This is a genomic window from Agathobacter ruminis (assembly GCF_002735305.1).
Lineage (GTDB): Bacteria > Bacillota > Clostridia > Lachnospirales > Lachnospiraceae > Roseburia > Roseburia ruminis.
Map to the genome: position 1 here is coordinate 21,749 of NZ_PDYG01000042.1, position 22,371 is coordinate 44,119.

Here is a 22,371-nt window from a genome sequence, read left to right on the forward strand (position 1 = left end):
ACTATCTGCCTTAACCTACCTGTATCATTGGAGAAACGGTATCCCGCTTTGCCACCTGCAGATGGAAATCATCTGCATGATATGGATTATCCGCCGCATTGATTTCGACGCGGACGGTCTCATACGCCAGCTCTTCAAGATTATTCTCCTTGCTTAAATGTCCGAGCATCACACTCGTCATTCTATCGCTTAACAGTTCACTCAGGAACTGACCGCTTCGTTCATTGGACAAATGACCTTTGTTTCCCAAAATACGCTGTTTGAGCGGATATGGGTAAATTCCGGTCTCAAGCATACGAATGTCATGATTCGATTCCAACAAAATCGCATCAAGGTCCTGTAATTGCTGAACCTGATGCGAATCATAAATTCCCAAATCAGTTACGACCGCAAAGCGATGTGTTCCATCCGTGAACCGGTAACAGACGGGATCGGCCGCATCATGCGAAATTTCAAGAGGATGAAATGTCACATCTCCAATCATAAAATCCTCATTTTTTTCAATCGGATGAAACAATTCGGCATCAATTTTCCCGAGTGATGACATAGACTGCATCGCTGTAATGGTCTTTTGCGTAGCATAAATTGGCAAGTGGTAGCGACGCGCCATGACACCGAGACCGGCAACATGATCGATATGTTCATGGGTAATCAGAATGCCCGACATATCTCTTGCAGTCATATCGATGGAATTCAAACCGTTCTCGATTCTCTTTCCACTGATTCCGGCATCAATCAGCACATGCGTGGAATTGCTTCCGACACAGATGCAATTTCCGCTGCTGCCACTTGCGATACTGCATAATTGTAACATATTAATTCTCTTTCCAATAAATTTCAAGGACATCGCCCTGATTCAGAGGCTGCGAATACTGTGCATTCTCACCGTTGATTGTGGTGACAACAGCTCTGCCCGCACCCGCTTTCAAATCAAAGTCAATAAAATCAAAGATATCAACAAAGATATATCCACTCTTTCCGTGCAAAATCACATCTTCTCCGTTGACTTTCACACGAAGAGCGACATCGATGGTATTGATGTTGTCTGACTTCGGCTCTGATTTTGTTTCTGATTCTACAACATTTTCAGAATCTGCGCCAGTATTTTCCTCTGTTTTGTCTTCCGGAACATCATCTTTGTTATATTCTTCGATGACCTCGCCCTCAAAAAGCGGATCATTATCAAATACACAGTCCAGAGAGAAATTCTCATAAACCAGAGTATCCATGTTCGCGGTTTTGTTGTTCACCAGAATTTCATGATTCTCGTCGATGACGACATCCAAAAATTCCGCAACCTGTGCAACTGTATAATAGCCGCGCGTTTCAATGACATCGCCCTCTTTGATCCGATAGCTTTCCGGCTCAAGAATGCCATTGACTTCCACAAATTTCGGACAGGTTACACGCTTGCCGTTTACCACAAAGCTCATAGAGGAATTGCGATATTCTTCCAGCTGTCCGACGGTATATACCGCATCCGAACCTGCCGATGAAGGTGTGATGGTGATTTCGCAATTTGGCTCAAGCGGTGTGTTGATATTGGCCGGTTCCCCGTTTAAGGTTACAACCGCAGAATCACCAGCCTCGCCACGCGCGATGCGCTGAGCACCATTCACCGTAAAGTTGATTGGTGTACCCCGTTTCGGGAACAGGGCATCATTCGGGAACCCTGCCGTCAATGCAGCATCGACAACCGTCAAATGATTATTGTCATATAATTTCAGACGCTCCCCGTTGAAATGTACCATGATAAAGTTGTTCTTTTGATCGTAATAATTCAGACAGATACCAACCGGTGTGACAATCAAAGGATCTTTTTTGATTTCCGCCTGTTCAAATACAACATCTCCCAATACCTCCTCGCCACGCAATGCAACGCGCTCATACGGAAGCTCGAGATGATCTGCCAGATGTTCGGTAAATCCATGGATTTTTCCGCCTCCGCCGACCACAAAACATGCACTGACCGTCTTGTCTCCGTTCAATTCACGAATCTTCTGGGCGATTTCACCGGTAATGCGGTCTACAACAGGCTCTACCAAATCCCAGATTTCTTTGGAAGGAATCGTATGTGAAATGCTCATAATATCTTTGTAGGTCACCTCATCCTCTGTTGTGGATGCAAGTTTCATGGACTCTGCGGTCTTGAAATCTACAAGATATTGCTGCACGATTACTTCCGTCAATTCATCACCCGCATGAGGAATCATGCCATAGGCGATAATACTGCCGTCCCGGGTAATGGAAATATCACTGGTACCTGCGCCGACATCGACCAGAGCGATGTTCAGCAATCTGAAGTTTTCCGGAATCGCCACATTGATTGCGGCAATTGGCTCGAGAGTCATATTCGCAACGGTCAGATCCGCCTGTCCGACAGCAGAATATAATCCGTCTACAACATCTTCCGGAAGGAAGGTCGCAATGATATCCTCTCCGATTTTCATCGCTTTATGCGCTTCAAGATTGATGAATACTTCATCATTCAAATAATATTTTACAACAGAATAACCCACACAATAAAATTTGTACTGGGTATCATTATTTTCTTTCAAAATATTCTGTGCTTTTTCCACACCAAGCAGGTCGAGGGTATGGATGTCCTCATCCGTCACCACACTCTCTTCCGGATATTCATATTCAATATGTGTGGTTACCGTCTTTAATACGCGACCAGCGGCTGCGATACATACATCCGAGAGAGTCTCTCGCGTCTGTTCTTCGAGCGCTTCTTTTACCTTTTTGATGGTACGGCCGACGCGACCGATGTCATGAATCTGACCGTCCAGCATGGCTCGTGTCTCATGCTCCTTGTTGTATTGCGCAATGACAACAAACTGATCGTCTTCATTTTTGTATCCAACTGTCCCCACAACATTTCTTGTTCCAATATCAAGACCAAATACATTGTTACTCATGGATTTTTCTCCTTAACACATTATAAATTTGGTTTTTTAATTCATCCGTTGTTCCATTGTTTGTGATGATTTCTTTACAAACAGCGGAAAATTCTTCTCGTGACTTCTGGCTTGCAAAGATCTGTGAAATCTTTTCATCCGAGTATCCTCTGGATGCCTTTAATCTTGATCGACGAATCGTATCATCCGTATCAATATACCAAAGTTCGTCACAAATTGCATCATATTGTTCTTCAATTAACAGTGCAGCTTCGAAAAAAAAGAAATTCAGTTTTCCTTTTTCACGCTCCGTTTCAACCTGATGCAATACATATTCTTTTACCGCGGGATGCACAATCTGATTGATACGCGTGCGCCCATTCTCATCGCGAAATAGCCATTGTGCCATCTGTATACGATCAAATTCGCCATCCTCTGCCAGCAATTGCGGGTCAGGAAATTCTTTTATAATCTGTTTATAGCAGGGCTGTCCTTTTTGCATCAGCAAATGTGCCACTTCGTCCGCCAGCAAAACTCTTGTGTCTTCTCTTTCCTCGAGAATGTGCATCACTTCTGATTTGCCGGTTCCGACACCACCCGTAATTCCGATAAAATACATCCGTTTCCTCCAAGCTAGTGCGCTTCGTACCAGTCTTTGCCGATTTGTGTATCCACAACCAGATCCACGGCAAGATTGGCTGCGCCACGCATCTCCTCTTCAAGCAGCGCAATCACGGCCTCTTTTTCATTTTCCGGTGACTCAATCAGCAATTCATCATGCACCTGAAGCAAAAGACGTGCCTGATAATTTTCCTGAATCAAGCGGTCATGTACACGAATCATCGCCACCTTAATGATGTCCGCCGCCGTTCCCTGAATCGGGGAATTCATCGCCACACGCTCTCCAAACTGGCGTGTCATGAAATTGCCGCTGGACAATTCCGGAATTGGACGAATGCGTCCAAACATAGTTTTAATATACCCTTTTTCTTTTGCATCTTCCACTGTTGCATCCAAAAATTCTTTAATTTTCGGATAGGTTGCAAAATATTGATCGATATATTCCTGTGCTTCTTTTCTGCCGATTCCGAGATCCTGGGACAGACCATATGCGCTGATTCCGTATACAATACCAAAATTCACGGCCTTTGCATTGCGTCGTTGAAGCGTCGTAACCTCATCAAACGGTACAGAAAATACCTTTGACGCCGTGCTGGTATGGATGTCCTTTCCTTCGCGGAATGCCTCTATCAGATTCTCATCCCCGGATACATGTGCAAGTACACGCAATTCGATTTGTGAATAATCTGAGTCGATAAATACACATCCTGCTTTCGGATAAAATACTTTGCGAATCTGTTTGCCCAATTCGATACGAATCGGAATATTCTGCAGGTTCGGATCGGTGCTGCTCAGACGTCCCGTCGCAGTAATCGTCTGATTGTAGCTGGTACGGATGCGTCCGTCCGCCTCTACAAAATTGCTCAATCCATCTGCATAAGTGGATTTTAATTTGGTCAGCTGACGATATTCGAGAATATCCGCAACAATCGGATAGGATCCCTTTAATCCTTCGAGCACATCCGCAGAAGTCGAATAACCGGTCTTGGTCTTTTTTGCGCCCGGCAATTCCATCTTTTCAAACAAAATCACACCCAGCTGCTTTGGCGAATTGATATTAAATTTTTCCCCGGCAGCCTCATAGATACGGCTTTCCAGTGCGTCCACTGACACCTGAAGTGTTCTGCCGTATTCCTGCAGTGTCTCCTTGTCCATCAGGATACCTTCCTGCTCCATGTCAGCCAGGACAAAGGCGAGTGGCATCTCAATTTCACGGAACAATTGCATCATTCCCATTTCATCCAGTCTGTCCAGCAAAAGTTGGTAAGAACGATAGGTCACATTTGCTTCATGACACAAATAGGTCTCGATTTCATGATTCTTTTTGCCAATTAGTTCATCCTTTGAAGGAAGGAATTGTCCGAGATAATCCTTTGCAATCAGATCATACGGATAATCGCCGATGGTCGGATTGATCAGATAAGCTGCAATGGTGCGGTCATAAAAATGATTGCGATACGGATTCAGCGAAATGCCATGTGTAAGCAGATAGCGCAATGTCTTTTTCACTTCAGCCGTCTCAAATACAGCAGTCTCATCCTGCTTTGCAATGCGGATCACAGCATCCGCAAATGCAGCAGCCAGTTTCTGTTCCTCATATTGTTCGGTACTCGGAATATAAACCAGATGCTCTCCATCAGCGATGGAAATTGCGATTCCGGTCTCTGTCTGTGTAAATGCAAATGCAAACCCGCTTTTCAGATTCAGCAAAAATGCATTTGCAATCATCTCATTGTCCAATATCGTAAATGATAATGCTTCTTCTTTTGCATTGTCCGCATGTTCAAATCTGGACAGCAGGTTCTTAAATTCCAGACGTTTGCACATCTTATAGGCTTCGTCCGTATACAATGATGCGATGCCGTCGAGTTTCGCCTGTTCAAAGTCATAGACGACAGGCGCATCCAGAATAATTGTCGCAAGTTCTTTGCTCATCACGGCCTGGTCCCAATATTCGAGAATATTCTTGGACGCGCGCGGCGGCTTGACATTTGCAGCATCCTCATGCACCGCTTCGATGCTGTGGTATTGCGCGATCAGCGCAGATGCTGTCTTTTCTCCAATCCCCGGCACACCCGGAATATTGTCGGAGGTATCGCCCTGTAAAGCCTTGACATCAATGAATTCTTTTGGGGTCACCTGATAACGTGCGAGCACATCTTTTGCATAATAATTTTCGATTTCCGTTCCGGTCTTTTTGGTCTTTGGAATGCGGATTTGAATCTGTTCCGTCGCAAGCTGTAGCAAATCGCGATCTCCGGAAATGACTGAAACCTGCATTCCGCGCTGTTCCGCCAGATGAGAAATGGTTCCAAGAATATCATCGGCCTCATATCCCGGCAGTTCAACAACCGTCACTCCCATGGAGCGAAGCATCTCTTTCATCAAAGGGACCTGCTGACGGAGTTCATCCGCCATCGGTTTACGTGTGCCCTTATATCCATCATACATTTTATGGCGGAAAGTCGGCTCGTGAACATCGAATGCCACCGTCAGATATTGTGGTTTTTCTTCTTCAAGAATTTTAAACATAATATTCAGGAAACCATATACCGCATTGGTATGCAGTCCTTCCGAATTGGTCAAATCCGGCAGTCCGAAGAATGCTCTGTTTAAAATACTGTGTCCATCTATCAATACTAATTTTTCCGCCATAAAAATTCCTCTGTCTTTCCTGTTACTTTAAATGCTTCTGGTGGCCTCTTTCAACCATGCCAGCTCATCACCTTCGAAATACGGTGCCAGCTTGTCGTAAACCATCTTATGGTAAGCATTCAAATATCCGATTTCCCGTTCACTCATCTGTGCTTTGTCAATTGCATCCAGATCGAATGGTACATAGGTAATCGATTCAAAACTCATGAATTGTCCGTATGCATTTTTTTCATCTTTTTGACATACCAATTCATTTTCAAGACGAATACCGAATTTACCTTCCAGATAAATTCCCGGTTCGTCAGTGGTAATCATTCCTGCTTCCAGACAACTGTCTTCATGTCTGCCCGGAGATGTTCTCCAACGGAACGCGTTCGGTCCTTCATGCACATTCAGGATATGTCCGACGCCATGTCCGGTTCCGTGATTGTAATCCATTCCAATCTCCCAGAATGGAGCACGCGCCAGAATATCGAGATTGATGCCGGAACATCCGTATAAGAATTTTGCATTTGCAAGATTCATATGACTGCGCATGCAACGGGTGTACATTTCTTTCTCTTCGGCCGTCAGCTCCCCAAGTGCAATCGTTCTGGTGATATCGGTGGTTCCCTCCAGATAATGTCCGCCGGAATCCACAAGCAAAAAGCTCTTTGGTTCCAATGGAATATCGGTTTCCGGTGTTGCCTCATAATGTACAATCGCACCATGTGCCGCATATCCGGAAATCGTATCAAAACTGATTCCGAGGAATCCCTCCTGCTGCTCTCTCAGCGAAAGCAGATAGTCGGAAGCCGAAATCTCTGTCATCGGAATCTTTCCGATATTCTTTTTCATCCAGTAAATGAATTTGGTGACAGCGATTCCGTCCTTTAAATGTGCTTTTCGATTGTTTGCAAGCTCGGTCTCGTTCTTGACTGCCTTTAAGGTGGTAGTCGGTTCGAGTTCACTGATTACCTTTACCGAATCATCAATCGAAGTATTGGTGCGGTAATTTGCATTGTCTCTGTTCAGCAGAACCGTCTTGTCACGCAGCGCTTCCACATAAGCATAAAAATCATCATACGGTCTGGTCTCAATTGCATTCTCTCGCAGATAGGCTTTTACCTTTTCATCAAGCGCCTCCTCCTGCACAAACCAGATGCAGGATTCTGCAGTCAGTGCCAGGTAAGACAATACGACCGGTACGCAGGCAATGTCATCACCGCGCACATTCAAAAGCCATGCGATATCATACAGGCTGGTCAAAAGATGTACATCCGCTTCTTTTTCCGCCATTGCTTCGCGTACTTTTGCAAGCTTGTCTTTTGTGCTCATTCCGCTGTATTTTTCTTCGAGAATCCATACCGGCGCCTTGGACAGTTCCGGACGGTCGGTCCAGATTTTTCCAACCAGATCTTCGTCCACCTTCAGCTTGCCGTTTTTCTCTGATGCAATTGTTGCAAATGCATTTCCGGTATTTGCATCGATGACTCTTCCGTCAAAGCCGATGACTTCATTCTCTTTTAAGGTATTTTTGATATATTCGCGAATGGTAGGAACGCCTTCTTCTCCCATCTTGCGCAAAATCACACAGCTGTCTTTTAACTGATCTTCCGCCTGCAAAAAGTAACGGCCATCGGTCCATAGATTTGCCTCTTCCATTGTGATGACGGCAATTCCTGCGGAACCGGTAAATCCGGTGATGAATTCGCGTGCTTTAAAATGATCGCCGACATATTCCGAATTGTGAAAATCCGAAGTAGGCACCACATAAACTGCAATATTTTGCTTTTGCATTTCCTCCCGTAATTGTTGAATTCTTGTGTCGATTGTTTGTGACATGATAGTACCTGTCCTTTCTACGAATAATGATATCCCCAATTGTTCTCACGCAGCTGACTGCATCGTTTGCATAAGCGCGTGCCGGAATCGAGCGGCAGCACTTTTCCGCAATACTTGCAGCGCAGAATGAAATCCCCTTTATCCTGCGCGAGCAACTCCATAATCTTATCCTGTGTCTTCTCTCTCTCTTCTTCGAGCCACTTGCCATCGTAGAGTTTGCCCATGCGCATGGAGAATTGATAATACAAATCCAGTTTCTTGTAATAGGATTCATATTTTCTCAGTTCGTCATAACGGCTTCTCTTCGTCGGCGGTGTCAGCATAATATCTGCAGTATAATTCTCGCAATAATCATTCCATTGCCGCACCAGCTCACGGTCTTTGATATCAATCGGGCATGTAATCATCTTGTATAATACAAATTTATCATCAAAGTCGACAATATATCTGCGGTTCTTATATGCCTCCTGATACAAAAACATCATCTCTTCAATATTAATTTTTTCAAACGGATCCGAAGGCTTAACATCTTTCCATAAATTGATAATGACATCAAGCGGTGCATCCATATTGAGCAATACCTGTGGGAAGCCAAGCGTAACTTTTTTGATTGGCTCCTCTTCCTTTGACAATTGCCGGCTTAAAAAGCGCAATTTGCTCTCATCCATTGCGGTGATATATCCGGTCTCATAAATACCAAATCGTCCCGCGCGACCTGCAATCTGTTTGATTTCAGGCAATTCGAGCGCACGCATCTGTCTGCCGTCATATTTGTCCACTTCCATGAAGACAATGCGGCGAACCGGAAGGTTCAGGCCCATTCCGATGGCATCGGTTGAGACCACCACTTTGGTTTCCTTGCTCAAGAACATCTCCATCTGGCGACGACGGATTTCCGGTGGCAGACTGCCGTAAATGACACTGGCATTGATGCCATGCTGTTCCAGACGCGCAGCAATATTCAAAACCGATTTCTTTGAAAAGACAATCAATGCGTCTCCCTCACGGACATCCTCCGGGAAGGAAATCGGTTCTTTTTCAAGTTCAAGTCCTGTCATTCGTTCATACTGCTTGATTTCATAATCCGAATTCTCACATAAACGAATCAGATGCGTAACAACATCTGTCGCAGCAGGGCTCATACAAATATGAATCTCATGTGCTCTGACGCCAAGAATTGCACGTGTCCATGAATGTCCACGGCTCTCGTCCGCAACCATTTGTGCCTCATCGATGACAGCCACATCATAGGTTTGATCGATATCGAGCATTTCTACCGTAGAAGCAGTGATGCGCGCATCCGGCACTTCCAGACACTCCTGTCCGGTCAGCATGGTACATGGCACCTGCGCACCATTCATCTTTTCATATACTTCCAGAGCAAGCAGACGAAGCGGTCCGAGATATACGCCATGTTCGGCAGTCTTCAGACGCTCGAGTGCATGATATGTCTTTCCGCTGTTTGTCGGACCGATATGCAGGATAAAATGACGCTTCATCTTGTGTGTCTCTGCAAATTCCATCTCCGGTCGTGCCGGAACGAGTTCCACAATCTGCTTGCGCAGAATCCTTGCCATATATCCGCGGTATACCTGCGCAAACGACTGTCTGGTCAGCGCACCGCCGCTTTCTTTGCGTATCCGCTTTAATACATCTTCCGTAATATAGTCCAGTTCGGCCGGACTCATATCAAACAGATCGATACGCATCAGTTCCGGCATTAATTCCAAATTAAACCGTCTGATTGCGCGCTTGTCATTATGAAAATATACGGTTTCTGCCAACGCCTTGACATCCTTGTGATGCTTTTCAAGGCGCAGCGGATTGGCAGTTCGTGTATTTTGTAATTCTCTGATTTTGGAATTCATGCGATGCAGATATTTGTTGATATGCGCCGGCTTTTTGACCGTGCGCGCCGCAGTGCGGTATTGCTCAACATAGAATTCCAGAATCATATTCATATTATTATCCATTGTATTCACATTCTCGATTCGTCTCTCCGACAATATAATGCGGACGACGCTTCACTTCCATATAAGTTTTCGAGATATATTGCCCCATAATTCCCATACAAAACAGTTGAATTCCACCGATAAAGGTGATGATACAAACCAGACTCGGCCATCCTGCAACAGGATCTTTAAAAATCAATGCGCGAATCACTTCAAAAATAATCGCACAAAAAGAAAGAATGGTCATCATGATTCCCAATATGGATGCCAGCCGAATCGGCGCATTCGAAAAATTCACAATGCCATCCACTGAATAACGCAGAAGCTGCCAGAAATTCCATTTGGTCTCTCCGGCACTGCGCTTTACATTTTCAAATTCAATCCATTTGGTCCGATATCCTACCCATGCAAAAATTCCTTTGGAAAAGCGATTATATTCCGGCAATGCAAGGATGGAATTCACCATTGCTCTGTTCATCATACGATAATCGCGCGCCCCGTCCGCAATCTCAATATGCGTCATTTTGCGCATCCATTTATAAAATTTGCGTGCGAAAAAAGAACGGATCAAAGGCTCCCCTTTTCGCGTCACGCGACGGCTTGCCACATTGTCATACACACCGCTTTCAAGCGCTTCCACCATCTGCGGAATCAGTTCCGGCGGATCCTGCATATCTGCATCCATCGTTGCGATATAATCTCCGGATGCATTTTTCAACCCGCACAAAAGTGCGGCTTCCTTCCCGAAATTGCGCGAAAAAGAATAATATGATACTCGCACATCTTTTTGTGCAAGTGTTCTCATCACTTCGAGTGTATGATCATTCGATCCGTCATTGACCAATACAAATTCAAAGTCAAATTGCGTCATCTGTGCTGCAATTTCGACCAGTTTCTCATAAATAATTCCGAGCGCCTGTTCTTCATTATAGCACGGAATCACAATGCTGATTTTCTTTTGCATAAAAAAATCTCCTTCCTACTAACAATAGCAGAAATATCGCAATACATAAAGCAGAAATTACAGCTCCGGTCAAAAGTCCCGGCGTATGATATTCCAGATGAATATCATGTGTTCCGCTCCCCAGCGAAAGAGACAAAAATGCATCTTCAAACGGTTGTAATTCACACTCTTTTCCATCCACATAAGCTTTCCATCCCGGCACATACGGAATCGAAAAAATCATCTGACCGCCCTCAGTCTTCACGGTGCCGTCCAATGTTGTATCGGAATGTCCGGTCACCTTAAGCTGTTCTTTTGCCAATGTCTCATATGCGGTTTGAACCGTTTCCTCATTCAATGAAAACAGATTAAATTGCAAAATATCACCTTTTGCATTCGAAATCTTTATTTCATCTCCGGCTTCACATGCTCCAAGCTCGAGCAGATAGCGGTGGGAAGCCTTTGAGAAAGTCCTCTGATAGCCTCGCGAACTGCTCATCGTCAATCTGTCACTGCTATTGGTGAAATAAGATGCATAATAATATCCCGGCTCTTCAATATGGATTGTGGTACAGCCTTCTTCCCGGTCTTCTTCATGCGCACAAAGACGCAGATAGCGATCGGATGCACCAAGCAGTTCCGTAAGTTCTGTCAGATTGTTAATCCGGTCGCTTGTGGTCGGATACGCACTGTCCCACATCTGCGGAATTCCGGAATCAATCACATATCCTGCGGAAAGTGAATAGGTTGCCCGGTACAGATACAGATTTCCGGATTGTTCTGCCAATGTCCAATAAGGATTCTCCGCCAACTCATTTTGCGTAATGATATAGTCGACCGAAAGCATTGCGGAAGTCAGCGGGGTAGCTCCGTTATAGCAGTAGTAATTCTTGCCGCCCTCCATATAGACACTCTGATAAAAATGACTGACATCAATATTCATCAGGGAAGAAAATACCGTAGCAGCCGGATAAGAATGATAACTGCAGTCGTTTTTGGTCAACCGGTTCGGTGCCTCCACACGATAAAAGTCGTCCCCTTCCCTGTCGCGCACAACCGAAAGCAGGTAGGCATAGTCCGCATCATTTTGCTTATAGCTGACACGACTGGTCACGCCGATTCCCGTCGCCGTCATATTGGCTGCAATCTCTGAGAATACAACAAGCATCAGAAACCATTTCATGCCCTTGCTCCTGCGCACGAGATAAAGCAGCAGATATAACAGGAAAAACATTGCCGTCAGCGCATAACTCCAGAATGGCGTAATCTCCTCTTTCCCGTTCCAATAAGACAGACCAAGCAATGCGAGCGCAACCGCTACGGCGACAAAAATCTGCCAGTTGTAATAACTGCGTTTGCGCCAAGCATCAAATGCCATCGTCAGCAACAAAAATGCAAACAGATAGGACTGTCTTCCCGGCAGTGATTCTGGAAAATGGAATCCATGCCAGAAGAAATCCAGATAATTATTCGCATATCCAATCATGAAAAATGCCACCATGGCAAATGCCGCCAGTTTGTTTTTCCATGAAATTTTTCGATTAAAGGCATATAAAATCACAAGCAGGATCGTAAATGCGCCGCAATACAAATTCGGCCAGTGCTCCGTGCTTGTATAGATATCGGTTGCCACATTCATACGACCAAATTCCGCAAGCACATTAAAATACCATTCCATCTTTGACGGGAATCCGTCTCCCATCGATGATCCGGAATATCCAAGCACAATGATTTCCGGCAGGATCAGTATCGCCGACATGCCGCCGGCGAGCAGAGAATACAGTCCGAAGCGACCGGTTGCAAGTATCTTTGCCTTCCATCCCTTTGCTTTTGTCATAAAAAGCCATACAAAATAGCAAACCAAAAAGATGCAAAGCATAATTGCAATATAATAATTAGACCAGATGGCAACTGCAAGCGAGATGGTATACAATGCCGGTTTCTGATCTTTTACCAGCTTTTCCAGTCCCAGAATCACAAGCGGGGCCAGTGCTACCGTGTCCATCCACATGATGTCCCAACTATAGGCTGCGACAAATCCGCTGAGCGCATAGGTCGTGGAAAAGACAAGTGCGGCTCTCTTTAAGCTGTTGCGCTTTGCGCTTGCAAGTAAATTCAGTCTGCCATGGTCGCGCAGATATAAATACATCATCATGCCGGAAAGACCAATCTTAAACAGAATGGTCAGCTCCATAAATTCTATGACAAAAGCACGCGGGCACAAAATCAGCAGAAAATTGAGCGGACTGGCCAGATAATACGCATATAGCGAAATATAATCCGATCCCAGCCCCAGATTCCAGGTATAAAGCAGACTTCCGCCATGCTTCAGTTTTTCTGCGAATTCTGTAAAAAACGGACAATATTGATGGTACATATCGATATGCAGCATACTGTTTGGTCCAAATGGGAAAACCCGATTGCCGATGCAAATCAAAACAGCAATCAAAAAAGGAATTCCAAAAGCCATCAGTCCATATCGTTTCTGTTTTATATATTTTGTTATGCGTTCCATTTTCAGTCCCCGTTCATCCATTTAATCCGCTTTGTAATCAAACATGGAATAGTATTGCAATTTTTGATAAGTATCCAGCATCTCCTGCTGTGCCTCATCTGTCTGTTCCATCCGGACAGATGAAATAATCGGATATTGTTTTGCCAGCTCCAATAAGAAATTTTGATACTTCGAGCGTGGCATTCCAAGATCCTCCAGCATCTGAGCGGCCAGATAGTTTGCGCTGGTGTCGCATTCTTTCTCCGGGATATCATAGTTCGCCCAGATCATATACGGCACCTGATATCGGATTTCTTCGTCGCCCGAAGCGCTCCAGATTGGTCTGACCGTATAATCATTCGGCTGATGGTCGCCAAAGAATACCACCACCGTCTTTTCTTTTTGTTCTTTAAAATATTCAATCAGATCCGCCAGTTCCCTGTCAGTTACCTGAATCAGCGACAAATATTGCGAAAGCTCAAACTGGCTGGATCCGCTTATGGTCACATTCGGATGAAAATTCTCATAAGCATCTGAATAACTGCCATGATTTTGCATGGTTACATTAAACAAAAACAAAGGTGAATCCGAATTTTTCTCATAAACCTGTCGAATCATATCAAAATCACAGGCATCGCTGATATAGCTGCGCAGATAGCTTCTGTAAAACCAGTCTTCGTAAAAGACGGTATGATCAAGTCCCAGCAGCGGATAAACCGTATCTCTGTCCCAACCGCTCGCATAATACGGATGCATTCCATAGGTCTCATATCCAAGTGTTTTCAAAAACCGGGCCAGACTCGGCATCTCATTTTTCACATACTGCTGATACGGAATACTTCCCGTCGGCAGGAAACGCATGGTATTACCGGTCAGGAATTCAAATTCCGTATTGGCCGTATTGCCACCGCATACAGACACGTTTAAATATCCGTGAATCGTATTTTCGACCTCTCCTGCCATCACGCGGTGCATAAATGGCATATAATCTTCATTTGTCTGAAAATCAGACAAAATTCCGACATCCGAAAAAGCCTCATTCATAATGACAATAATATTCGGATACTCCTCCGTCACAGTGCTGTCATCGTCATCATATTCCTCGAGAATCTCCTGTGCCTCATCCGCATGATATCCGGCCGGTTTCTCAACATGCACATATTCCAGATTCATCATAAAGGTTACCGTCATGCCGTTTACTTTGGTCATATAAGCCGGTGTAAACAAAAACGGATATAAATAATGTTTTGTCTGAAATTCATCGTCCTGCAGCAGCTTTGCAAACAGAATCGTCAATAAAAAGCAGGCAGCAAACGGAATCAGACGATAATAGATTTTTAATTCGATTTGAAAATGAAAAAACTGCAGTCCCGCAATCACGGCAAGAAATAAGACGGTTACGATTACGGTACGCACATCGGGCGTGAAATCATAATTGCCGGCCACTGATTTTGCTGTTTTGATGGAAAAAATATCCCACGGAACAAATGGTGTGGAACGAAATTTCATGACATAATGATTGATCAATCCGAACAGCATCGCACAGATGCTAAGAATGCGAAGCGAAATCATCGCTTTTTTGCATATAAAAAATAGTCCCCATCCAATTAGTTCAAAGATCAGGACATTAAAAAACTGTGCTTCCGCACGCACTTCCACAAATGGGTTGTGCTCATAGAATTCCATGAGATAAAACAGCATTGCCGGAACCACCGTAGCAATCAAAATGTTCACGGCAAGCTGTATTCTCTCTTTTTTTGTTTTTGGCATAATCGCACTTCCTTAGTAATTACTAAGGACAAGGCGCTCCTTTGTACCTTGATCAAGGCGGTCGATGGCTCTGCGCGCCTGTCCATAACGGTGCGGATTTGTCTCAATGACCCATACCTTTTCTGCGCCATTATATTTGTCGCGCTTAAAGAAAGGAATCTTTCTGCAATTCTTTGTGAATGGAATCTGTTCATCCAACAAAAGCTGCACCGTCCGATTACCGACACGCTCATTATATGTGTGACAAAGTTCAACATTATTTCCTGAAAAATTATCCAAAAATTTGCCTTTGTTCATGTACCTGTGTCTCCCCAAGATATTGTTTATTGGTGTGTGGCTAAAACATATTTAACCCTACATATAGTACATCGGTAATTCTAATAATAGATTAACCCATTTGGGGATATTTTTTAATGGTACTTTAGTATCGTATTTTCATAAGCATAAAAAAAATGAGTTCTTTCGAACTCATTTTGAATGCCGGCAGTGGGACTTGAACCCACACGACCATACAGCCAACAGATTTTGAGTCTGTCTCGTCTGCCAATTCCGACATGCCGGCATATCACTTTTTGCGACTTAACTATCCTATCATAAGAGCAGAATAAACGCAAGGGAAAAATTTATTTTTTTCATTTTTCCCCGGTTTATTCTGCAAACGAGACTTGAATTTCTACTCTGTAATCTTGATATCCTCAAAACAGTCAAAGGTTGCGAAATAATCTGCCGGAGTCTCTGCACGGCGGATCAGCTTCACACTGCCATCTTCCTGAAGCAGCAATTCTGCGGAAAGCAGGCGTCCGTTATAATGATATCCCATGGCAAATCCATGCGCACCGGTATCATGGATATAGATATAATCGCCCATATCAATCTTTGGCAATTTGCGGTCAATCGCAAATTTATCATTGTTCTCACAAAGCGAACCAACCACATCATATACCTCGGTTGCTTCGGCATTTTCTTTTCCAAGTACTGTCACATGATGATATGAGCCATACATTGCCGGTCTCATCAGATTGGCGGCACAGGCATCAACACCAATGTATTCTTTATAAATATGTTTCTCATGAATGGCTTTTGTCACGAGTGCGCCATATGGTCCGAGCATGAAGCGGCCCATCTCGGCATAAATCTTTAATCCATCCAATCCTGCCGGAACGATAATCTTCTCATATGCTTTTCTTACCCCTTCACCGATTGCACGAATATCATTCGGCTCTTTGTCCGGTGTATATGGGATTCCAACTCCCCCGGAAAGATTTACAAAATCAAAATCGCATCCGGTCTCTTTTTGAATCTCTACAATCAGTTCAAACAGCTGTGCTGCAAGCTCCGGATAATATTCATTGGTTACGGTATTGCTGGCGAGGAATGCATGGATACCGAATTTGCGAACGCCCTTACTCTTTAAAATCTTATAGGCCTCCACAATCTGCTCTCTGGTCATTCCATACTTGGAATCGCCCGGATTGTCCATGATTCCGTTTGAAAGTTCAAATACCCCGCCCGGATTAAAGCGACATGACATGGTTTCCGGAAGGGTTCCCACAATCTCCTCAAGGAAATCGATATGCGTAATATCATCGAGATTGATGATGGCATTTAATTTGTTTGCATATGCATATTCTTCAGCCGGAGTCTCATTGGAAGAAAACATAATATGTTCTCCGTCAAAGCCACATGACTTTGCAAGCATCAGCTCAGTATATGATGAACAATCGCATCCAAAATCATAATCTTTTAAAATCTTTAAAATATACGGATTCGGAGTTGCCTTTACTGCAAAATACTCACGAAATCCTTTGTTCCATGCAAAAGCTTCCTTGACTGCTTTCGCATTCTCACGGATTCCTTTCTCATCATAGATATGAAATGGGGTCGGATAGGTTTTTACAATTTCTTCAACCTGTTCTTTTGTAACAAATGGTATTTTTTTCATGGTTCTCTCCTGTTACTTCATTCAATTAGAGTGTCACATCATTGTCCACTATCTTACTATACAAATTGTACTAATTCAAGTACAATTTCATTTTCTTAAGAAAATAAAGTCTGATCCCTTTTCACAATTTTATTCCAGACAGAATCTTTTTTATCTGCAGTCTTTTCCTGTCCGCTTTGCTCCTCACGCAATTTTTGATATGCGCCCGACTCATAATATTTTGCCATCTCATCATAATCATCGAGGAAATTATGGCGCACACCATCTTTTTTGTATTCAATTACCGTATTCAGATTGACATTCTCAACACTCCTGAAAATATTCATCTCAATATACGGATTTGTTTTGGCCAGTTGTGCGATTAGCCGCTTCACTTCCTTTCGCTTGGACTGACTGGTCTCCTCCACTTCCGCTTCGAGCATTTCCGTAAATCTGCATGCACAGCGAATAAATTTCAAATCATTCAGCTTCATCCATCGGATGATATCCGCTTCACGAATCAGATAAAGCGGGCGAATCAATTCCATCCCCGGGAAATTGGTGCTGTGCAATTTCGGCATCATGGTCTGAATCTGCGCCCCGTAAAGCATTCCCATCACAATGGTCTCAATCACATCATCAAAATGATGTCCCAATGCAATCTTATTGCAGCCAAGCTCCTTTGCCTTTGCATACAGATAGCCACGGCGCATGCGCGCGCAAAGATAACACGGATTGTCTTTGATATCCACCACCGAATCAAAAATCTGTGTATGAAAAGGCACAATCGGCACTTCGAGCAGTTTTGCATTGTTGATGATATTCTGATAATTTTCCTCATTATATCCCGGATCCATCACAATGAATTCCAATTCAAAATTATTCTTTCCATGCCGCTTCAACTCCTGAAACAGTTTTGCCATCAGCATGGAATCTTTGCCGCCCGAAATACAAACCGCAATTTTATCCCCGTCCTGAATCATCTGATATTCATTGATTGCCTTTGTAAATTTACGCCAGATTTCTTTCTTATAGGTTTTTATAATACTGCGCTCAACATCTTTGTTCTCTGTCATTGCGATTTCTCCGCTGTTTCTTTATAATAATATCTGCAAGTATAACACGGTGTATTCATTTTTTCAAAGAATCTGCCGATACATTTTATGAAATCTACTGTTTGCTTAAAATTCATTTTAATTGCACACAATTATTATGCATTTTGTCAGAGGGAAAAAAGATGGATGTAAAAATTTACAATTATCTGAATCAGGATGCCGTACGCGACAATATAAAAGAAGCTTCGGAAAATGCTTCAAAAAATTCAGTCAAGGCCACATTTCATCAAACCTATGAACAGGCCAAGCGTACCGAAACCGCATTAAAAGTGGATCAAATCCTTCATCAATTAAAGGAATCCGGTCAGAACGGATTTTCGCTGAATTCAAAAATTGCATATGATCTCGGTCTGGTCAAATCATATCAGCCGACTCCATCCGCATCATCCGCTCCGGCCCCGTCAGCATCGACAAACAAGACGTCCCCGATTACCTCGGTTGACCGTTCTAGCCTTCCTGTTGATGTCACCGGTCATACAACTTCGAAATGTCCAAGTCATACCGGTTCAAGCGGATATGAAAATACCGGCGATTTGAAATGCTCTGATGAATTGCAAAAATATTTTGAACAGGCTGCAGCCGCAACCGGTGTTGATGTCAAATTATTAAAGGCCGTTGCCTATCGTGAATCCAGCTTTAATCCAAAAGACTTAAGTCATGCAGGCGCCATGGGAATCATGCAGCTGATGCCTTGCAATGTCGAGGATTACAATATCAAAGATCCATACAATGCACAGCAAAACATTCTCGGCGGTGCATGTGAGCTGGCCGACTATCTGAACAAATACAACGGTGATTTGCGTTTGTCGCTGGCCGCATACAACGCAGGATCCGGTACCGTCAAGAAATATGGCGGTGTCCCTGAATTCTGCAACAGATACATTGACAAAATCGTCGAATTATACAACAGCTGACAGATGATTTTGTAAATAAGTGTATTCAGTTTTGCATCATTCGCGCCGATATATATTTTGTCTGAACATGAAAGGGAATACATGTAAGACCCGCCGGAGTATGGTGGTCCTCCGGATTTTACACAACAAACAATTCAATACAGTAACGCCATGGACGGAAAGCATAGTCTTTTCGTCTTTTTTTGTTTCTTGCTTGAACGGACTCATAAGAGAAATCATCGTTACTCACAAAAGGAGTGAAAAGAATGATTATCACATCAAGTAATGTAAACATGGCATCTGCACGAAGTTACAGGAAGCGCGAACTCTCTTTTTCTGAGTATTCCTCGAGCCTCGTTGATACAGGTGCCAAAATCACACAATCCGATTTTGAAAAACTCATGTCTGCAAAGGAGGATGATTTGGCAGAACACAAAGAATCGCTTGCCGCCAAATCCAATGGAGTGCGCAATACACTCTTCTCCAATCAGATGGGAAAAATCGAAAAAGTGCGTCAGGAAATCTTTCAGTATTTTCTGCGTCTGCTCTTTGGAGACCCTTGCTCATCGGAGTCTGTCAATCCATATGAATATGCTGAGGATCGTGCAAATAATGAACAGACTTATGAATTCGGCTTTTCAACGCAAAGCTATCTGACACATTATGAATTTCAGGAGGATGAATCGGTGCAGTTAAATACCTCCGGAATCATACAGACTGCAGACGGAAGGACCATCGAATTCGGCATGCAAATGAATCTGTCGCGCAGCTTTACAATGGCTGCTTCTCAGCAGATTGATTTTACACAGCCGGTTCTCATCGATCCGCTGGTGATACAGGTGGATTCCGATTTCATCCAAATGGATGATCAGACATTTTTCTTCGACATGGATGCCGATGGCACTGCTGAAGAAATCAAAGGGCTTGGACAAGGCAGCGGCTTTTTGGCGCTTGACCGCAACAACAACGGCACCATCGATGACGGCAGCGAGCTGTTTGGCACCAAAAGCGGCAACGGCTTTGCCGATCTTGCAGCTTATGACGAAGATGGCAACGGCTGGATTGATGAAGCCGATTCCATATTTTCAAAATTAAAAGTCTGGTGCAAAAATCCGGACGGAACCGACCACATGATGGACTTGAAATCAACATCTGTAGGTGCCATCTACCTGGGCAGTTCCGCAGCTGATTTTTCACTGACAGACAGCATGAATCACACCGATGCGATTATCAGACGACACGGCATTTTCCTATATGAAAATGGCAATGTAGGCACCATCGCTCAGGTCGATATGGCTGTCGCAGCCGATTATCAGGCATAATCTCTTTTGACCACCAAAAATGGCCCGGCATCTGCCGGGCCATTTTCTTTTTTAAGCTTATATCATTCTTTTGTGCGTCTATTTTGCTCTACGCGTTTCAACTACGCACCTTCGCGAACCGCCCGGATAAACGCCTCCACTTTGGCCGCGTCTTTTCCCATCTCAGGCAGCTCCACTCCACTGCTTACATCAACAATATCCGGTTGGAACAGTTGTATGCCTTCGCAAACATTCTCTGCATTCAGACCGCCTGCCAGAATCAGATGCGGCAAAGATACACAGGCCTTTGCGAGTTCTTTCGACCATGCAAACGACTGCCCACTGCCATATTTTGCTCCATCTACCACATATCCGACAATTTTCGGATGCGACATAATCTCCGGAAGATCTTCCCCTTCAACATTCACAGCCTGCCAAATCTGATTTGGCCACTGTTCAATCATCTCATTCGTCAAATTTCCATGAATCTGTATGATTGGAAATCCCAACCGCGCAATCGCTTCAATACGCGCAGAATCCGGGGAAACACATACTGCAACAGGAGTAATCCCATGATCCAGATTTGCAAGCAAATCAGCCGCCTGATCATAAGTCAAATGTCGCTTGCTCTTTTCAAAAAATACAAAGCCGGCATAATCCGGCTTTGTACGGTTCATAATCACGATATCCTGTTGTGTTTTGATGCCACAGATTTTTATTTTGGTTCTATTCATCGATGTCCTCATCATGAATCTTCAATTTCAATTCGCGTTCTATTTCAATTCCGTCTTTAAAGAAGGCACGCGGTACACGCTTTGAGACCGCACAGGTCAATTCATACGGGATTGTGCCTGCCGCCTTTGCCATTTCATCCAGAGAGTTATGTGCTCCGAAGACCGTCACTTCATCGCCTACACCGACATTCGGTGCATCCGTCAAATCAATCATGCACATATCCATGCAAATGCGGCCTCTGATTGGTGCCGGACCATCTGCTGTATAAAAGGCATATTGATTGGATAGTGCGCGGAACAATCCATCCGCATATCCGATTGGAACCACACCCATTCGTGTCTTGCGTGAACTTGTCCATGTTGCGCCGTAACTCACACAGGTTCCCGGCTCATAAATCTTGATGGTACTGATGGTTGTTTTCAGTTCCATCACCGGTTTTAATCCCAGGGAATGCGCTTCCGGTCCATAACCATACAACAGCAATCCCGGACGCACCATATCCAGATATGTCTGCGGATAATTTGCAACCGCTCCTGTATTGGCACAATGACGAATCTGAAAATGGAATCCTTTTGCCTCGACCGCATCAATCACTTTGCAAAACAAATCAAATTGCTTTTGCGTATATTCCTTTGCAAAATCGGTATATTCATCTGACAACGCGAAATGGGTAAAGATCCCTTCCGTGTCCAGATTCGGTAACGTCACAGCATGATAAATTGCTTCCACGCCATGCTCAAAATGCTGATCGTTGCACAAAAATCCCAATCGCGACATACCGGTATCCAGTTTGATATGCACTTTTAACTTCTTTCCAAGTTTTTGTGCTTCTTCGTTGTATTCGATTGCTTTGCTTTCGCAGGTAATGGCCTGTGTAATCTGATATTCGATCAAAGTTGCAACCTGATCTTTTGGGGTATGTCCCAATACCAGAATCGGCATCGTAATGCCTGCGTCACGCAACTCGCGTCCTTCATCCGTGCTTGATACAGCCAGATAGTCCGCACCAAGATTCTGTAATTCACGGGCGATCTGCGTCGCGCCATGTCCGTAGGCATCCGCTTTTACCACGCCCAAAAATTTGCAATTTGAGCCGATTCGTTTTCTGAGCGACTCATAATTATATTTCAAATGATCCAGATTGATTTCCGCCCAGGTTCTTCTGAGTTCGGTGTACATTTCATCATCTCCTACTATTAGTATTAGTCATAGTCTTTCTTTACCTTTTCAATAGGTTCGACTATGCT

Annotated in this window: 15 protein-coding genes, 1 tRNA gene and 1 pseudogene; 2 read left to right on the forward strand and 15 right to left on the reverse strand. The window is 44.0% G+C overall.

All coding sequences use genetic code 11. The features are described from left to right. Nucleotides 1-10: 10 nt before the first annotated feature. From CSX02_RS07315 to CSX02_RS07375, 13 genes and pseudogenes are all read right to left on the reverse strand, one after another. Nucleotides 11-814: an MBL fold metallo-hydrolase gene (locus tag CSX02_RS07315; protein WP_031543055.1), complete on the reverse strand. Its 804-nt coding sequence runs from the start codon at nt 812-814 to the stop codon at nt 11-13. 1 nt (nt 815) lies between these two features. Then, nucleotides 816-2,921 carry a cell division protein FtsA gene (gene pilM, locus CSX02_RS07320; protein WP_031543054.1) on the reverse strand — a complete coding sequence of 702 codons (2,106 nt, stop codon included), beginning with the start codon at nt 2,919-2,921 and terminating at the stop codon, nt 816-818. Further along, nucleotides 2,914-3,519: a dephospho-CoA kinase gene (gene coaE, locus CSX02_RS07325; protein WP_051637857.1), complete on the reverse strand. Its 606-nt coding sequence runs from the start codon at nt 3,517-3,519 to the stop codon at nt 2,914-2,916. Before coaE ends, pilM begins: the two co-directional genes overlap by 8 nt. Before the next feature lie 14 nt (nt 3,520-3,533). Beyond that, nucleotides 3,534-6,176 carry a DNA polymerase I gene (polA, locus tag CSX02_RS07330; RefSeq protein WP_099386194.1) on the reverse strand — a complete coding sequence of 881 codons (2,643 nt, stop codon included), beginning with the start codon at nt 6,174-6,176 and terminating at the stop codon, nt 3,534-3,536. A gap of 27 nt (nt 6,177-6,203) precedes the next feature. Continuing rightward, the gene (locus CSX02_RS07335) at nt 6,204-8,000 is read right to left on the reverse strand and encodes an aminopeptidase P family protein (protein ID WP_099386195.1); all 1,797 of its coding nucleotides are present in this window, start codon (nt 7,998-8,000) and stop codon (nt 6,204-6,206) included. 17 nt (nt 8,001-8,017) lie between these two features. Further along, complete coding sequence (locus CSX02_RS07340; RefSeq protein ID WP_242970440.1) at nt 8,018-10,006, reverse strand: SUV3 family DEAD/DEAH box RNA helicase; 1,989 nt, start codon at nt 10,004-10,006, stop codon at nt 8,018-8,020. Then, entirely contained in the window at nt 9,966-10,916 is a 951-nt protein-coding gene (locus CSX02_RS07345; RefSeq protein WP_099386197.1) for a glycosyltransferase family 2 protein, read from the reverse strand. The genes CSX02_RS07340 and CSX02_RS07345 overlap by 41 nt, the downstream gene beginning before the upstream one ends. Continuing rightward, on the reverse strand, nt 10,879-13,410 hold the full coding sequence (locus CSX02_RS07350) for a YfhO family protein (RefSeq protein ID WP_189281424.1): 2,532 nt from the start codon (nt 13,408-13,410) through the stop codon (nt 10,879-10,881). The genes CSX02_RS07345 and CSX02_RS07350 overlap by 38 nt, the downstream gene beginning before the upstream one ends. Nucleotides 13,411-13,431: 21 nt before the next feature. Further along, nucleotides 13,432-15,159 (reverse strand): LTA synthase family protein, encoded by a 1,728-nt coding sequence (locus CSX02_RS07355; RefSeq protein ID WP_099386199.1) that lies wholly within the window; start codon nt 15,157-15,159, stop codon nt 13,432-13,434. 12 nt (nt 15,160-15,171) lie between these two features. Beyond that, a complete protein-coding gene (locus CSX02_RS07360; protein WP_099386200.1) occupies nt 15,172-15,456 on the reverse strand; it encodes a hypothetical protein in 285 nt (94 codons plus the stop codon). Nucleotides 15,457-15,637: 181 nt separating this feature from the next. Next, a tRNA-Leu gene (locus tag CSX02_RS07365) sits at nt 15,638-15,721 on the reverse strand. Between the two features lie 111 nt (nt 15,722-15,832). After that, nucleotides 15,833-17,101 carry a diaminopimelate decarboxylase gene (locus tag CSX02_RS07370; protein ID WP_099386201.1) on the reverse strand — a complete coding sequence of 423 codons (1,269 nt, stop codon included), beginning with the start codon at nt 17,099-17,101 and terminating at the stop codon, nt 15,833-15,835. Nucleotides 17,102-17,331: 230 nt separating this feature from the next. Further along, nucleotides 17,332-18,150: pseudogene (locus CSX02_RS07375) on the reverse strand (tRNA 2-thiocytidine biosynthesis TtcA family protein); the annotation flags it as partial. Nucleotides 18,151-18,317: 167 nt separating this feature from the next. Between CSX02_RS07375 and CSX02_RS07380 the strand changes: the two are divergent. After that, on the forward strand, nt 18,318-19,109 hold the full coding sequence (locus CSX02_RS07380; RefSeq protein ID WP_099386203.1) for a lytic transglycosylase domain-containing protein: 792 nt from the start codon (nt 18,318-18,320) through the stop codon (nt 19,107-19,109). Nucleotides 19,110-19,354: 245 nt separating this feature from the next. After that, a complete protein-coding gene (locus tag CSX02_RS07385; protein WP_099386204.1) occupies nt 19,355-20,410 on the forward strand; it encodes a hypothetical protein in 1,056 nt (351 codons plus the stop codon). 101 nt (nt 20,411-20,511) lie between these two features. Here CSX02_RS07385 and CSX02_RS07390 read toward each other — a convergent pair whose 3' ends face one another. Beyond that, nucleotides 20,512-21,123 carry a phosphoribosylanthranilate isomerase gene (locus CSX02_RS07390; protein ID WP_189281426.1) on the reverse strand — a complete coding sequence of 204 codons (612 nt, stop codon included), beginning with the start codon at nt 21,121-21,123 and terminating at the stop codon, nt 20,512-20,514. Further along, the gene (alr, locus tag CSX02_RS07395; RefSeq protein WP_031543030.1) at nt 21,116-22,303 is read right to left on the reverse strand and encodes an alanine racemase; all 1,188 of its coding nucleotides are present in this window, start codon (nt 22,301-22,303) and stop codon (nt 21,116-21,118) included. The genes CSX02_RS07390 and alr overlap by 8 nt, the downstream gene beginning before the upstream one ends. Between the last annotated feature and the right edge of the window lie 68 nt (nt 22,304-22,371).